Below are 14573 nucleotides of genomic sequence, written 5' to 3'. Positions count from 1 at the left end.
TTCTAACCCGCACATACCGGTGAGTGTTCCGTCCGAAGAACAGTGGCAAATGTCTGAGTGTTACACGTTACTGATTATCTGATAATTCGAGCGAGTAGATCCGCTTTCTCGCGTCGGTGAACGACACCCGGGAGGCGACGGCGTCGACCGTCTCGAGCCGGGTGAGGGCGTACCTGACCGTTCGGGTCGGCAGGAGCGTCGCCTCGGCGATCTCGCGCTGCGTGAGCGGTCCGTCGTACTCGAGTACCTTCGCGACGAGCTTCGCACTCGGCGGCAGGTCGCGTACCGATTCCCAGCCGTCCCCTCGATCCGACTCCGGTTCGCACGTCGTACTCATGCCCCGCCCTTCTCGATGCTGCGTAATAATATTTCTGTATTCAAAATTACCGCCATGAATCTTCCTGCGGACGGTCGTCCGACCGAAACCGCCCGACAGGCGTCGGCTCACCGCGGCTTTTGCGGTCTTGTACTGACCCGAAACCTCTTATGAACGCACGTGCTAGACGGGTCCAATGACCGACACTGTTGACGACGTCGACCTGCCCTACGACGACGACGCGTCACAGCAGGACAAGATTTCAGCCCTCCGCGAACGGCTCGAGATCATCGAACGGCAGAACGAGGAGATACGGGACAAGCTCCTCGACGCGAACGCCGAGAACAACAAGTTCCAGCAGAAGCTCGAGCGGCTGACCCACGAGAACAAGAAGCTCAAGCAGTCGCCGCTGTTCGTCGCCACCGTTCAGGAGGTGACCGAAAACGGGGTCATCATCAAGCAACACGGCAACAACCAGGAGGCCCTCACCGACGTCACCGAGGAGATGCGGTCGCAGATCGAGCCGGACAGCCGCGTCGCGGTGAACAACTCGCTGTCCATCGTCAAGACGCTCGACAACGAGACCGACGTTCGCGCCCGCGTCATGCAGGTCGAACACAAGCCCGAGGTCACCTACGCCGACATCGGCGGCATCGACGAACAGATCGACGAGGTCAGAGAGACCGTCGAGATGCCGCTCACCAGCCCGGACATGTTCGACGCCGTCGGCATCGACCCGCCGGCGGGGGTACTGCTGTACGGGCCGCCGGGGACCGGCAAGACGATGCTCGCGAAGGCCGTCGCGAACCAGACCGACGCGACGTTCATCAAGATGGCCGGCTCCGAACTCGTCCACAAGTTCATCGGCGAGGGCGCGAAGCTCGTGCGCGACCTGTTCGAACTCGCCCGCCAGCACGAGCCGGCGGTGATCTTCATCGACGAGATCGACGCGATCGCGTCGAAGCGGACCGACTCGAAGACCTCGGGCGACGCGGAGGTCCAGCGCACCATGATGCAACTGCTCTCGGAGATGGACGGCTTCGACGAGCGCGGGCAGATCTCCATCATCGCGGCGACGAACCGCTTCGACATGCTCGACCGCGCCATCCTCCGCCCCGGCCGCTTCGACCGCCTCATCGAGGTGCCGAAGCCGGGCGTCGAGGGTCGCGAGCGCATCTTCCAGATCCACACCCGCAGCATGAACGTCGCGGACGACGTCGACTTCGCGAAACTCGCCGAGGCGACCGAGGACGCGAGCGGTGCCGACGTGAAGGCCGTCTGCACCGAGGCGGGGATGTTCGCCATCCGCGACGACCGGACCGAGGTGTACATGACGGACTTCGAGGCCGCCTGGGAGAAGATCCAGCAGGAGGAGGCGGCGGAGAACGAGGACGTCTCGCGGACGTTCGCCTGAGCGTCCGTCGCTCGCGCGATTCGACCTCCTTTTGTGGCGTCGCCCCGTCGGTACCGTATGGACGATCAACCGGGACTGAGCGATCAATACCGGATGTCGAGTCCGTGGCCGCTGTTCGTCGCCCTCGGGTTCGTCATCTCCGAGATCGGCGTCTTCCTCAACGTCGTTCCGCTGTCGGTGGGCGGTCTCCTGCTGTTCGCCGGGAGCGTCGCGGGCATCGTACAGGAGTCCGGCTACGCCGAGCGACCGTGGGGCACCCTCTCGATCGTCGGCGGGCTGCTGGTCGCCCTGGGGGCCGTCGTCGTCGCGTCGCAACTCCTCCCGTTCGAGGGCGTCTCGACGGCGCTCGACACCGTCTGGAGCGGACTGGTCGGCCCAGACATGAACGGCGTCATCCAGCGGGGCGTTTCCGTCCTCTTCGCCGGCGTCATCGCGGTCGCGGCGGCTCAGGCCGCCCAGCTCGTCGAGCGTGACGCCGACGCGCTCTGATCGGCGACCGACCGGGGGCGGGGCATACGTCGAACCAACACACTATTTACGACGCTCGCGAATGTGTCGGTATGGCATCGGACGTCTTCGACCGGGAGACTCTGCTCGACCTCTCGGTGAACATCATCCCCCTGTTCATCATCGTGTTCTTCGTCGGGGTGTTCCTCGTCCTGGCCCCGTTCGGGTACAGTCCGGTAGACACGACCATCCAGATGGGGCTGCTCGTCGCACCGTTCCTCGCGCTCGCGATCCTCACGTACTACGCGGGCAAGGCCATCGCCGAGGCGGAAGGAGAGACCGAGGCGCGGGAGAGCGAGCCCGTGGCGGGTGCCGTCGAGGGCTCGTCCGGGGACCTCGAGCCCGGCGACGACGAGGCGACCACGACAGCCGAGTGAAGCGATCCCGCCGGGCCGCACCGCGCGGGTGGGCGAAACCGCTCGTCGCGTCCCGGCGTGCGACCGGTTCGGACGCGAGATTCGCCCCGACGAGCTGGTCGATCCGATGAGCGAGATCGCCCGCCGTCGGCGGATCGACGCGCGAACACAACCTTTCTAATCCCCCAGTACGCAGGGAACGTATGGAAGTCTCAGCACAGCTTGCGCTGACGGTCCTCATGGGCGTGTTCCTCGCCGCCGTTGCGGTGATGCTCGCCCGCGTCGAGGACTGGCGGTCGTACACGCCGCTCGCCGGGGGTGGCGGCGGGTACGGCGAGGAGTCGGCGTACGCGACGGAGGAGAAACCGGCGGGCCTCATCCGCTGGCTGACGACGGTCGATCACAAGGACATCGGGATGATGTACGGGGCGTACGGCGTCATCGCCTTCGTGTGGGGCGGTCTCGCCGTCATCCTCATGCGCACGGAACTGCTCACCCCCGCCGCCGACGTGCTCGGACCCCTGGCGGAGGCGATGGGCGTCGGGGAGGGAGAGAACCTCTACAACGCCCTCCTGACGACCCACGGGATCACGATGCTGTTCCTGTTCGGGACGCCGATCATCGCCGCGTTCTCCAACTACCTGATCCCCCTCCTCATCGGGGCGGACGACATGGCGTTCCCGCGGATCAACGCCATCGCCTTCTGGCTGCTCCCGCCGGGGGCGCTCCTCATCTGGGCCGGGTTCTTCCTCGCCCCGTTCGGCGTCGATCCCTCGCAGCTCTCCTGGACGATGTACACGCCGCTGTCGATCGAACAGCCCGAGGCCGGCGCGGACCTGATGCTGCTGGGGTTGCACCTCACGGGGGTCTCGGCGACCATGGGGGCGATCAACTTCATCGCCACCATCTTCACCGAGGCGGGCGAGGACGTAAACTGGGCCAACCTCGACATCTTCAGCTGGACCATCCTCACCCAGTCGGGGCTCATCCTGTTCTCCTTCCCGCTGCTCGGGAGCGTGCTCATCATGCTGCTGCTCGACCGGAACTTCGCGACGACGTTCTTCACGGTCCAGGGCGGCTCGCCCATCCTCTACCAGCACCTGTTCTGGTTCTTCGGCCACCCCGAGGTGTACATCCTGGTGCTCCCCCCGATGGGGATCGTCAGCTACGTCCTCCCGCGGTTCGCGGGTCGGAAGCTGTTCGGCTTCAAGTTCGTCGTCTACTCGACGCTCGCCATTGGCGTGCTCAGCTTCGGCGTCTGGGCCCACCACATGTTCTCGACGGGCATCGACCCGCGCATCCGCGCGTCGTTCATGGCCGTCTCGCTGGCCATCGCCATCCCGAGCGCCGTGAAGGTGTTCAACTGGATCACGACGATGTGGAACGGGCGCATCCGACTGACGACGCCGATGCTGTTCTGTATCGGGTTCGTGCAGAACTTCATCATCGGCGGGGTGACGGGCGTGTTCCTCGCGTCGATCCCCGTCGACCTCGTGCTCCACGACACCTACTACGTCGTCGGTCACTTCCACTACATCGTGATGGGGGCGATCGCGTTCGCCGGCTTCGCGGGACTCTACTACTGGTTCCCGATCTACGCCGGGAAGATGTACCAGCGGACGCTCGCGAAGGTGCACTTCTGGACGTGGATGATCGGGACGAACATCACGTTCCTGGCGATGCTGCTGCTCGGCTACGAGGGAATGCCGCGGCGGTACGCCACCTACGAGTTCAACGACAAGCTCGTGTCGCTCGATCTCATCCAGCTGCTGCACGTCGCCGCGACGCTCGGCGCGTTCCTGATGCTGTTCGGCGGGATCGTCTTCCTCTACAACTTCGTCCAGTCGTGGTACGAGGGGCCCGACGCGGGCCCCGACCCGTGGAACCTGGAGGAGGTCGGCCTGGAGGGTCGCGAGTTCCTGTGGAACGACCGCCGCCTCCAGACGACCGTCGCGGACGGCGGCGAGGAGACGGAGGCGGTGACCGACGGCGGGCGTCCGACCGAGGACGCCTGAGCGCGACCGAACCCGACCACCCGATTCGACTGTTTCTCACGCTCCCTCGATTCGCGCTCCGCCCGCGCGCGGGGTCGGATCGCCCGCCTAGACCGTGTTCAGGACGAGGACGATGCCGCTCACGAACATCAACACGGCGATGGCGACGAGAATCAGGAGGATGAGTTCCTTCTGGCCCATAGGGTGGGTTCGAGCGGGCGGTTCAAAAGGGTAATCACACGGGATTCCGTAGTGCGGGTGTGAGCGACGACACGCCACACCTCCGGGGACGGACCGCCGTGCTCATCCTCTACGCCATCGTGGTCGCCGTCGCGGGGGGACTCGGCTACATCCTGCCGATCGTCCGCCCCGGTCCGTGGGACCCGCGGCTGTTCGGCGTCGTTCCGCTCCCGGGGACGTCGCTCGGCGTCGCCGCCTACGGCGCGATCACGCTCGCGACGATCCTCGGGGTCCTCATCGTCGCGATCGTGTTCGTCTCCGAGCGGTACGCCGAACCGATCGACGCGGACCGCTGAGCGTCGTGAACGCCCGAGCGTCGGGCACGCTCAGGCGTCGGAGCGGTCGGTTCCCGCCTCCGTCTCGGCCTCCGCATCTCCTTCCGTCTCTACCCCCGCTTCCGTCCCGGGCTCTCGCTCCCCCTCGCGGATGAAGGTCGAGCCGAGCCACGCGGACAGCCCGAAGACGACGTAGTACGCGCGATCGGCGACGGCACCCGCGAGGAGCACCTGCAGCGCGATGCCGATGCCGAGTGCCGGGACCGCGAGCAGGACGGTCCTGATGACCCGCGGGAGTCCCCGCTCCGCCGGGAGCGGCCAGGCCCTGCTGAACGCGACGCCGAGGAGCGTCCCCGCGAGGACGAGCAGAAAGATGACCGCGAGGTCGAGCGGCGTCGGGAACGGCTGGTCCCAGAGGTAGTAGGCGGCGACGTAGAAGAGCGAGACGAACGCCGACACGCCGAGGGTCCGACGGACTACGAGGAGCGCGAGCGTCCGCCGCGGCGGCACCCGCGCCCCGACCGCGTCGAACACCGACCTACTCGTCCCCCGGGCGGGCGTCGTCGACCGCCGTCGGGTCGTCCGTCGTCGGATCGTCCGTCGTTGGATCGTCCGTCATCGGATCGCCCGTCGTCGGATCGTCCGTCGTCGAGTCGGTCGTCGCGTCCTCCCGGTCGACCCGTCGGGCTCGTCCGTCGACCGGTCCGTCGACCGGTCCGTCGATCCCGCCGTCGGTCGCGACGTCCTCGCCGCCGTCGGCCGCGGTCCCGCCGCCTTCGGTCACCGTGTGCGCGGAGCCGCGGGGCAGGCGGATGTCCTCGACCATCTCCCCGATGCGGTCTGGCGGGGCGGGCGTGAAGCGCGAGACGCTGAACGCCACGGCGAAGTTCAGGATCGCCCCCACCAGCCCGATCCCCTGGGCGTTGATGCCGAGGAACGTGTCGAGGAACGGCCGTTCGAGTCCGAGTACGACGTGGGCGCGCATCAGCACGACCATGACCAGCGTGAACCCGAGACCGACGACGATGCCGGAGACCGCCCCCTCCTTGTTCATGCGCTTGTCGAAGATCCCGAGGAGGATGGGCGGAAAGAGGCTCGCCGCGGCGATGCCGAACGCGATCGCGACCACCTCGGCGACGAACCCCGGCGGGTAGATGCCGAAGACCGCCGCAACGACCGCCGCGAGGAGGATGACCACGCGCGCGACGATGAGGCGCTCGCGCTGGCTCGCGTCCTGGCGGAAGATCTTGTAGTAGAGGTCGTGCGAGACGGCGCTCGACATGGCGATGAGCAGCCCGTCGGCCGTCGAGAGCGCGGCCGCGAGCCCGCCCGCGGCGACCAGTCCGACGACGAACGGGGCCAGCCCGGCGACCTCCGGGGTCGAGAGCACGATGATGTCCGGGTCGAGGACGACCTCGTTGGCCGCGCCGCCGGCCATCTGGACGATCCCGTCGCCGTTCTTGTCCGTGATGGACAGCAGGCCGGTCTCGGCCCAGCGCCTGACCCACGGGATCGACTGCGCCTGCTCGACGGGCATACCGTTGAGCGTGTTGATCAGGTTGTACTTCGCGAAGATGGCGAGCGCCGGGGCGCTCAGGTAGAGGATGGCGATGAACAGGAGCGCCCAGCCGACGGACCGGCGCGCGTCGGACGCCTTCGGGACGGTGTAGAAGCGCATGATGACGTGCGGCAGGCCGGCGGTCCCGATCATCAGCGTGAGCGTGATGGTGAACACCTGAAGCAGGGTGAAGTCGTTGTACGGCAGGATGTACCGTCCCATGCCGATCTCGGCCTGGAGCTGGCTCAGCCGGGAGGCGATCCCCTCGGTGACGAGCGCCACCTGCGGGACGGGCATGCCCGTCAGCGAGTAGGCGATGGCGACGGTCACGATGAGGTAGGCGACGATGAGGACGAAGTACTGGATCGCCTGCGTCCACGTGATCGCCTTCATGCCGCCGAGCACGCCGATGAACGCGACGAGCGCGAGCGCGACGACGATGCCCAGCGCGATGTTGATCCCGAGGAAGCGACTGAGGACGATCCCCACCCCACGCATCTGCCCCGCGATGTACGTGAGCGAGACGAACAGCGTGGCGACCGCCGCGACCCCGCGGGCGGTGTTCGAGTAGTACCGATCGCCGATGAAGTCGGGGATGGTGTACTGGCCGTACTTCCGCAGGTACGGCGCGATGAGCAGCGCCAGCACGACGTACCCACCGGTCCAGCCCATCAGGTAAACCGACCCCTCGTAGCCGAGGACGGCCACCAGCCCCGCCATGGAGATGAACGACGCCGCCGACATCCAGTCCGCGGCGACGGCCGCCCCGTTCGCCACCGCCGGGATGGACCGTCCGGCGACGTAGAAGTCGTCCGTGTCGCCGACGTGCATGTAGATCGCGACGCCGAAGTAGACGAGGAGGGTCCCGACGATGAGCGCGAGGCTCCACTGGTCCACGCCGAGTCCGAGCTGGGCGACGACGGGCGTGACGAGCGACGACATTCAGTCTTCCACCCCGAACTCCCGGTCGAGCTTGTTCATCCGTCGCGCGTAGACGAAGATGAGGACGACGAAGACGATGATCGAACCCTGCTGGGCGAACCAGAAGGGTATCGGCAGGTTGCCGAGATACACGTCGCTGAGCGGTTCGGCGAGGAGGATCGCCATCAGGAACGAGACGACGAACCAGACGGCGAACAGTCCGGCGATGAGCCTGACGTTCCGCCGCCAGTACTCGTTCAAATCGGGTTGCGTTCGCGATTCCACCCGTGATTCCGTCACGGCCTCACTCTCTGGCGTGGCTTCACTCATGAGTATCAGTCTCCGTGGTGGTCGATCGCGTGTCGATGGCCGACCGTCGGTGAACGCCGTCCGATCGGACCTCCTCGACGCTGCGCTCCCCCGCCCGCCGACCCGTCACGTGTACCGTTCACACCCACCACGTCACCACTGTGTAACGATCTTCTATTTATATTTTCGCAAAAGGAGTCAACGTGATTGAAAATCCGTCGAGTATGTGCCGACGAGGACGACTATCCGGTCGGTCGGCGGGGGAGCGCCCCGCGTGCGCCGTGGGTCGCGGGCCGGCCGCTCAGTCGCCCCGGATCTGCTGGCGGATCTCCTCGGGGACGCTCGGGTCCCGGAGGGTGGTCGTGTCGCCCAGGTCCTCGTCGTTGGAGATGTTCTCGAGGAGGCGGCGCATGATCTTCCCCGAGCGCGTCTTCGGCAGGTCGTCGACGAAGACGATGTTCGACGGGCGGGCGAACTTGCCGATCTCGTCCTCGACGGCGCGCACGATGCGATCTCTGACCTCCTCGGTCTCCTCGACCCCCTCGCGGAGGATGACGTACACGTCGGGCACCTCGCCCTTCTCCGCGTGCTCGCGCGAGACGACGGCGGCCTCGGCGACGTCCTCGACCTCCGCCACCGCGCTCTCGAGTTCCATCGTGCCGAGCCGGTGGCCGGCGACGTTCATCACGTCGTCGAGGCGACCGAGGATGCGGAAGTAGCCGTCGCGCTCGTGGACCGCCCCGTCGCCCGCCTTGTAGTTCCAGTCGCGCCAGTCGTCGCTCTCCGTGTCGGAGAAGTCCTCCCAGTACTCGCTGATGAACCGCTCGTCGTTGCCGTAGACGGTCTGGAGCATCCCCGGCCACGGGCGCTTGATGATGAGGTTGCCGGCCTGCCCGGAGGCGGGTTCGATCTCCTCGCCCTCGTCGTCGAGCAGCGCCGGTTCGATGCCGGGACAGGGCAGTCCGGCGCTGCCGGGTTTCATGTCCTCCAGCGCGGGCAGGTTCGTGATGAGGTGGCCGCCCGTCTCGGTCTGCCACCACGTGTCGACGATGACGGCCTCCTCGTCCCCGATGTGCTTGTAGTACCACAGCCACGCCTCGGGCTGGATCGGCTCGCCGACCGTCGTCATGTGGCGGAAGTCGAAGTCGTAGCCCTCCAGGTACTCGGGACCCCACTTCATGAACTGCCGGACGGCCGTGGGGGAGGTGTGGAAGACGTCCACGTCGTACTTCTCCGCGATCTCCCAGATGCGGCTCTTGTGCGGGTAGTCCGGCGCGCCCTCGTACATGACGCTCGTCGTGCCGAGCGCGAGCGGGCCGTAGACGATGTAGGAGTGGCCGGTGATCCACCCGATGTCGGCCGCGCACCAGTAGGTGTCCTCGGGCTCGATGTCGAGGACGTACTTCGACGTGCCCGTCACGTACGCGAGGTAGCCGCCGGTGCGGTGCTGACAGCCCTTCGGCTCGCCGGTCGTCCCCGACGTGTACATCAGGAACAGGGGGTCCTCGGCGTCCCGCGAGACGGGTTCGACCGTCTCGCGGCGGTGCTCGGAGAGCAGGTCGGAGACGAGCGTGTAGTCCTCGCTCACGTCGACGCTCTCGTGGGGTTCGTCGTGGCGCGTCCAGACGAGCACCTCGGGGTCGCCGTCGACCTCCTCCATCGCCTTGTCCGCCTTCTCGACGTGGTTGAGGAACTCCCCGCGGCGGTAGTAGCCGTCGATGGTGACGACGTAGTCGGAGTCCGCGCTGTCGACGCGATCGGCGAGCGCGGTCGCGGAGAAGCCCGCGAACACCTCGCTGTGGGGCGCGCCGATGCGCGCGCAGGCGAGCATCGTGATCGGCAGGGCGGGCACCATCGGCAGGTGGAGGGTGACGACGTCGTCCTCCTCGACGCCGGCCGCCCGAAGCGCCGCGGCGAGTTCGTTCACCTCGCGGTAGAGGTCCTGGTAGGCGATCCGCCGGACCTCGCCCTTCTCGCCCTCCCACAGCAGGGCGGTCTGGTTCTTTCGCTCCTCCAGGTGGCGGTCGATGCAGTTGTACGAGGCGTTCAGCTTCCCCCCGACGAACCACTCGTAGAACGGCGGGTTCGACGCGTCGAGCACCTCGTCCCAGTGCTCGTCCCAGTCGAGGAGGTCGGCGTACTCCTCGAACCCCGCCGGGAAGTCTTCGAATCGGTCGTAGACCGCCGGGTCGCTGACGTTGGCCTGGCCGACGAACTTCGGCGACGGACGGAAGTACTCCTGCTCCCGCAGTCGGGATTCGAGCGCGTGCTCCCCTGAGTCACTCATGAACTTTCATCACCATGGTAGCGGTTTACTGCCGTAGTAATAGGATTAACGCACCACGGTCGAAGTACTCTCGTTACACGAATATCCGATGGTCGAATCCCGTTCCTCTACGCCGTGCGACGGGTGTCCGCTCGCCGTTTGAGGATTGGGGGCCCGCTCGTCAGCCATGTAGTCCGTTCTCCGCGATGCGGTCTATCACGCCACGCTGGTGGCGACGGATCTCGTCGCGCCGCTCCTCGAACGTCGCCTCGACGTTCGCCCTGAATCGGCGGAACGTCTGCTCGTCGCCACAGAGGAACTCGCCGTCGACAGCGTCGTGGGCCACGTCGAGCGGGAGGGCTTCGACGTCGGAGACGTCGACGAACGGGGCGTCCTCTCGCTGGAGGTCACCCGAGAGGAAACACCGCTTCTGGAATCGCTCGCGGGAGGAGAGGCCGTCAGCGAACTTGACGGCGACGTCGAGATCGGACGACGGCTGCGGGGTACCTGCGACCCGCGAACCGAACGCCACCGCGAAGTCGATGTCCGCATCACGGCAGGGCGACTCTCCGAGGATGGCGAGCAATCGCGAGCGCCCGTCGGTCGCTTCCATACGTGACACAACGGCGTATCGTCGCAAAAGAATTCCGCCGTTTCACGTTCGATCCCCGGTTCGGCGGGCACTACGTCTCGTTGAATAGAGAAGAGAACTGAGTTCCCCGACTCTCGTCCCGTCAGGCCAGCGTGACGGTCTCGGTGTAGCTGCCGTGTTCGGCCTCGAACACCTGCATGATCTCGCCCATCGTCGCGTACGCCTTCACGGCGTCGACGACGTAGGGCATGGTGTTCTCGCCCCCGCGGATCGCCTCCTGAAGCGCGTCGAGGGTCTCGCGGACGCGCTCGTCGTCGCGCTCCTTCTTCACGGCCTCCAGCCGGGCGAGTTGTCGGTCTCTCACCTCGTCGCTCACGTGGAGCAGTTCCGTGTCGTCGTCCTCGCCCCCCGTCGTGTACTTGTTCACGCCGACGACGGTCTCCTCGCCATCGTCGACCCGCGACTGGTACTCGTAGGCGGCGTCCTGGATCTCGCGGTGGAAGTAGCCCTCCTCGATGCCCCGGAGGACGCCGTCGCGGATCGAACCGTCGCCCATCTCCTCGATCTCCTCGATGTAGGCCATCGCCTCGGCCTCCATCTCGTCGGTGAGCGCCTCGACGGCGTAACTGCCCCCGAGCGGGTCGACGGTGTCCGCGAGGCCGGATTCCTCCGCGATGATCTGCTGGGTGCGAAGCGCGATGCGCACCGCCTCCTCCGAGGGGAGCGCGAGCGCCTCGTCGTAGCTGTTGGTGTGCAGCGACTGCGTCCCGCCCATGACGGCGGCGGCCGCCTGCAGCGTGACCCGGATGACGTTGTTGAGCGGCTGCTGGGCGGTGAGCGACTGGCCCGCCGTCTGCGTGTGGAACTTGAGGCGCTTCGCGGCGTCGGTCGTCGCGCCGAACCGGTCGGCCATCACCCGCGCGTAGATGCGGCGGGCGGCGCGGAACTTGGCCACCTCCTCCAGCACGGAGTTGTGCGAGTTGAAGAAGAAGGAGAGAAGCGGCCCGACCTCGTCGGCGTCGAGGCCGCGCTCCGCGGCCGCCTCGACGTAGGCGAAGCCGTCCGCGAGCGTGAACGCGAGTTCCTGGGCCGCCGTCGACCCCGCCTCGCGGATGTGGTAGCCCGACACCGACACCGGGTAGAACTTCGGCGTGTTCTCGACGGCGTACTCGATGGTGTCAGTGACGATGTCGAGGGAGGGTCCCGGCGGGACGACCCACTCCTTCTGGGCGATGAACTCCTTCAGCATGTCGTTCTGGAGCGTCCCCCGGACCTGCTCACGCGGGACGCCCTGCTTGTCGGCCAGCGCGAGGTACATGGCGTAGACGACGATGGCGCTCGGGTTGATCGTGAACGACGTGGAGACCTCGCCGACGTCGATGCCGTCGAACAGCACCTCCATGTCGCGCAGGGTGTCGACCGCGACGCCCTCCTTTCCGACCTCCCCGAGGCTCATCGGGTCGTCGGAGTCGAGTCCCATCAGGCTCGGCATGTCGAACGCCGTCGAGAGGCCGGTCTGTCCCTCCTCGACGAGGTACTTGAACCGTTCGTTGGTCTCCTCCGCGGTGCCGAAGCCCGCGAACTGGCGCATCGTCCACGTCCGCCCGCGGTACATCGTCGGGTACGGGCCCCGCGTGTAGGGCGGTTCGCCGGGAAACCCGACGTCCTCCTCGTAGTCCAGGTCGGCGACGTCCTCCGGGGTGTAGAGGCGATCTACCTCGTGGTTCGAGACCGTCGCGAACCGCTCCCGTCGCTCGCCGTGCGCGGAGAGCGCGGGATCGAGGGTCTCCTCCTCCCAGCGCTCGCGCTCGGACCGGATCTCGCGCAGGTCGTCCTCGTCGAACATGCATCGACGTTCGTAAAGGACAGCTATGAAGGTTCGGACGGGGGCGACGAGTCGCGGGCGATCGGGAGCGTTCGGTCGTCCTCGGAGGTCAGTGCCGGCCCAGCCGCCCCGTCGTACGCGCGCGCCGGATCCCCAGCCGGAAGACGGCGTACCCCCCGCCCGCGTAGACGACGGCCGTGACGACGAGCAGCCCGAGGTCGGCGGGCGGGAGGCCCCACAGGTGCCGGCCGGCGGCCATCGACTCCCGGAGCAGGTCGCTCCCGAGCGCGAGCGGGAGGAGCTTCAGGACGGGGTAGGCGTCGACGGGCAGGGCGACGAGCGCGACGAGCGCGAACTGCGCCAGCCGGAGGGCGCTCTCGACGCGCTCGAAGACGAGGGCGAGGCCGCCGAGGGCGAAGCCGACCCCCACCGCCGAGCAGAGCGCGAGCGCGCCGAGCGGGACGACGGTGAGGGGGTCGAGCAGGAGCCGGGTCCGCGTCGTCGCCAGCATCAGCGCCAGGAGGGCAACGCCGTAGGCGAAGCTCACGAGGAGGGTCACGGCCGTCTCGACGGCGACGACGCGACCGAACCCGTGGGGCGACACGTAGAGCTGTTCGAGCGTCCCCCACTCCGCCTCGCGGACGAGTTCCCACGAGAGGTCGGCGTACGCGACGCTCGCCATCAGGAGGAGGAAGAACCCGACGACGATCCCGCCGAGGTGTTCGTCGACGACCCGCGGGGCGAGTTCGCGCCCGCCGAACACCGCCAGCGCGAAGAAGGCGTAGACAACGAGGAGGGTCGTCACCGTGTCGAACGCGTACCGCGCGCGGAGGACGAGCGACTTCCGGGCCACCGCCCGCACGAGGACGACGGTCTCGGCGAACGACGCGCTCACGTCGGTCCCCCCCGGTCGGTCAACTGCAGGAAGGCGTCCTCGAGATCCGGTTCGATGGCCGCCACCGAGACCAGCGCCACGTTCGACTCCCGGAGGTCCTCGACGAGCGCGTAGAGCGCCCCCGAGTCGGCGAGCGTCACCTCGAAGCGAAGCCCCTCGGGGGTGTGGAACCACCGCTCGACGCCGTGGTCGCGTTCGAGGCGATCGCGCGTCGCCCCGTGGAGCGACCCCGAGACGGTGACGCGGTACGCGCGCGCGTCGAACAGGCCGACCAGTTCCCGGACGCTCCCCGCCGCCGCGACGCGCCCCTCGCTCAGGACGACGACGCGGTCGCACACCTCCTGGACCACGTCCATGTCGTGGCTGCTCAGGACGATGGCGCGCCCCTCCTCGTCGGCGAGACGGCGTATCCGCTGGCGGAGGCTGTAGGACGCCCCCACGTCGAGGCCGAGCGTCGGCTCGTCGAGGAAGACCACGGGCGTCTCGCGCGCGAGCGTGCAGGCGAGGGCCGTCCGCTGTCTCATCCCCCGCGAGAGGTCCATCACGGGGGCGTCGGCGCGCTCGGCGAGGTCGAGCGACTCGAGGAGGGCCGCGTGTTCCTCGCGGCGCGTCCGGGGGTCGATGCCCTGTAGCCCGGCGAAGAACCGCACGTTCTCACGGACGGTGAGCCGCCAGTAGACGTTGCGAGCGCCCTCAAGCATCGCGCTCACGTGGCGGTACGCGCGGGCGGGGTCTGCCAGCACGTCGACGTCGCCGACGCGGACCGACCCCGCTGTCGGCACGAGCAACCCGAGCGCGCACTTGACGAGCGTCGTCTTGCCCGCGCCGTTCGGGCCGAGCAGGCCGACGACCTCGCCCGGTTCGACGCTGAGCGTCACGTCGTCGACCGCCCGGACGTCGCCGTAGGTCTTCGTCAGCCCCTCGATGACGACCGCTGCTCGCTCTCCTCCCCTCTTTCGCTGTGCTGTCTCGACGCTCATCGTGGCGGGGTACCGAGTGACAGAAGTACCACCCGAGCGCGCAAAAAACCGCCGGTCGCGGCGGTCTCTCACGTCGGATCCGGAGAGTTACGGAGAATCGAGGAGAGATCCCCGCCCTAAAGGGC

The 14573-nt window shown here is 67.5% G+C and carries 14 protein-coding genes; 5 read left to right on the top strand and 9 right to left on the bottom strand.

What is annotated here, in order from left to right; genetic code table 11:
• Positions 1 to 67: 67 nt before the first annotated feature.
• A complete protein-coding gene (locus tag NKI68_RS13885) occupies positions 68 to 337 on the bottom strand; it encodes a MarR family transcriptional regulator (protein ID WP_254543695.1) in 270 nt (89 codons plus the stop codon).
• A 175-nt stretch (positions 338 to 512) separates the two neighbouring features.
• Here NKI68_RS13885 and pan1 point away from each other — a divergent pair, with 175 nt between their 5' ends.
• From pan1 to NKI68_RS13860, 5 genes are all read left to right on the top strand, one after another.
• On the top strand, positions 513 to 1730 hold the full coding sequence (gene pan1, locus NKI68_RS13880) for a proteasome-activating nucleotidase Pan1 (protein ID WP_254543694.1): 1218 nt from the start codon (positions 513 to 515) through the stop codon (positions 1728 to 1730).
• Positions 1731 to 1787: 57 nt separating this feature from the next.
• Positions 1788 to 2219 (top strand): DUF7541 family protein, encoded by a 432-nt coding sequence (locus tag NKI68_RS13875; RefSeq protein WP_254543693.1) that lies wholly within the window; start codon positions 1788 to 1790, stop codon positions 2217 to 2219.
• A 71-nt stretch (positions 2220 to 2290) separates the two neighbouring features.
• Complete coding sequence (locus NKI68_RS13870) at positions 2291 to 2614, top strand: DUF6684 family protein (RefSeq protein ID WP_254543692.1); 324 nt, start codon at positions 2291 to 2293, stop codon at positions 2612 to 2614.
• 182 nt (positions 2615 to 2796) lie between these two features.
• The gene (locus tag NKI68_RS13865) at positions 2797 to 4608 is read left to right on the top strand and encodes a cbb3-type cytochrome c oxidase subunit I (protein ID WP_368410838.1); all 1812 of its coding nucleotides are present in this window, start codon (positions 2797 to 2799) and stop codon (positions 4606 to 4608) included.
• 239 nt (positions 4609 to 4847) lie between these two features.
• Positions 4848 to 5123, top strand: coding sequence for a DUF7520 family protein (locus tag NKI68_RS13860; RefSeq protein ID WP_254543691.1), 276 nt, complete (start codon positions 4848 to 4850; stop codon positions 5121 to 5123).
• A gap of 30 nt (positions 5124 to 5153) precedes the next feature.
• Here NKI68_RS13860 and NKI68_RS13855 read toward each other — a convergent pair whose 3' ends face one another.
• The 8 genes from NKI68_RS13855 to NKI68_RS13820 all read right to left on the bottom strand — a co-directional run bounded on the left by NKI68_RS13855 (position 5154) and on the right by NKI68_RS13820 (position 14448).
• Positions 5154 to 5636 carry a hypothetical protein gene (locus NKI68_RS13855; RefSeq protein WP_254543690.1) on the bottom strand — a complete coding sequence of 161 codons (483 nt, stop codon included), beginning with the start codon at positions 5634 to 5636 and terminating at the stop codon, positions 5154 to 5156.
• A 4-nt stretch (positions 5637 to 5640) separates the two neighbouring features.
• Positions 5641 to 7602: a sodium:solute symporter family protein gene (locus NKI68_RS13850; protein ID WP_254543689.1), complete on the bottom strand. Its 1962-nt coding sequence runs from the start codon at positions 7600 to 7602 to the stop codon at positions 5641 to 5643.
• Positions 7603 to 7911 (bottom strand): DUF4212 domain-containing protein, encoded by a 309-nt coding sequence (locus tag NKI68_RS13845; protein WP_254543688.1) that lies wholly within the window; start codon positions 7909 to 7911, stop codon positions 7603 to 7605.
• Positions 7912 to 8191: 280 nt separating this feature from the next.
• Entirely contained in the window at positions 8192 to 10177 is a 1986-nt protein-coding gene (gene acs, locus NKI68_RS13840) for an acetate--CoA ligase (protein ID WP_254543687.1), read from the bottom strand.
• 160 nt (positions 10178 to 10337) lie between these two features.
• Positions 10338 to 10769 (bottom strand): nucleotidyltransferase domain-containing protein, encoded by a 432-nt coding sequence (locus NKI68_RS13835; protein WP_254543686.1) that lies wholly within the window; start codon positions 10767 to 10769, stop codon positions 10338 to 10340.
• Between the two features lie 121 nt (positions 10770 to 10890).
• Positions 10891 to 12594: an acyl-CoA mutase large subunit family protein gene (locus NKI68_RS13830; protein WP_254543685.1), complete on the bottom strand. Its 1704-nt coding sequence runs from the start codon at positions 12592 to 12594 to the stop codon at positions 10891 to 10893.
• Between the two features lie 88 nt (positions 12595 to 12682).
• Positions 12683 to 13468, bottom strand: a complete 786-nt coding sequence (locus tag NKI68_RS13825; protein ID WP_254543684.1) for an ABC transporter permease — start codon at positions 13466 to 13468, stop codon at positions 12683 to 12685.
• A complete protein-coding gene (locus NKI68_RS13820) occupies positions 13465 to 14448 on the bottom strand; it encodes an ABC transporter ATP-binding protein (protein ID WP_254543683.1) in 984 nt (327 codons plus the stop codon). Before NKI68_RS13820 ends, NKI68_RS13825 begins: the two co-directional genes overlap by 4 nt.
• Positions 14449 to 14573: the final 125 nt, after the last annotated feature.

This window comes from Halomarina pelagica, from assembly GCF_024228315.1.
Taxonomy (GTDB): Archaea; Halobacteriota; Halobacteria; order Halobacteriales; family Haloarculaceae; genus Halomarina; species Halomarina pelagica.
The sequence above is the reverse complement of the archived record's forward strand: the minus strand, read 5'-3'. Positions and strand labels throughout refer to the sequence as shown.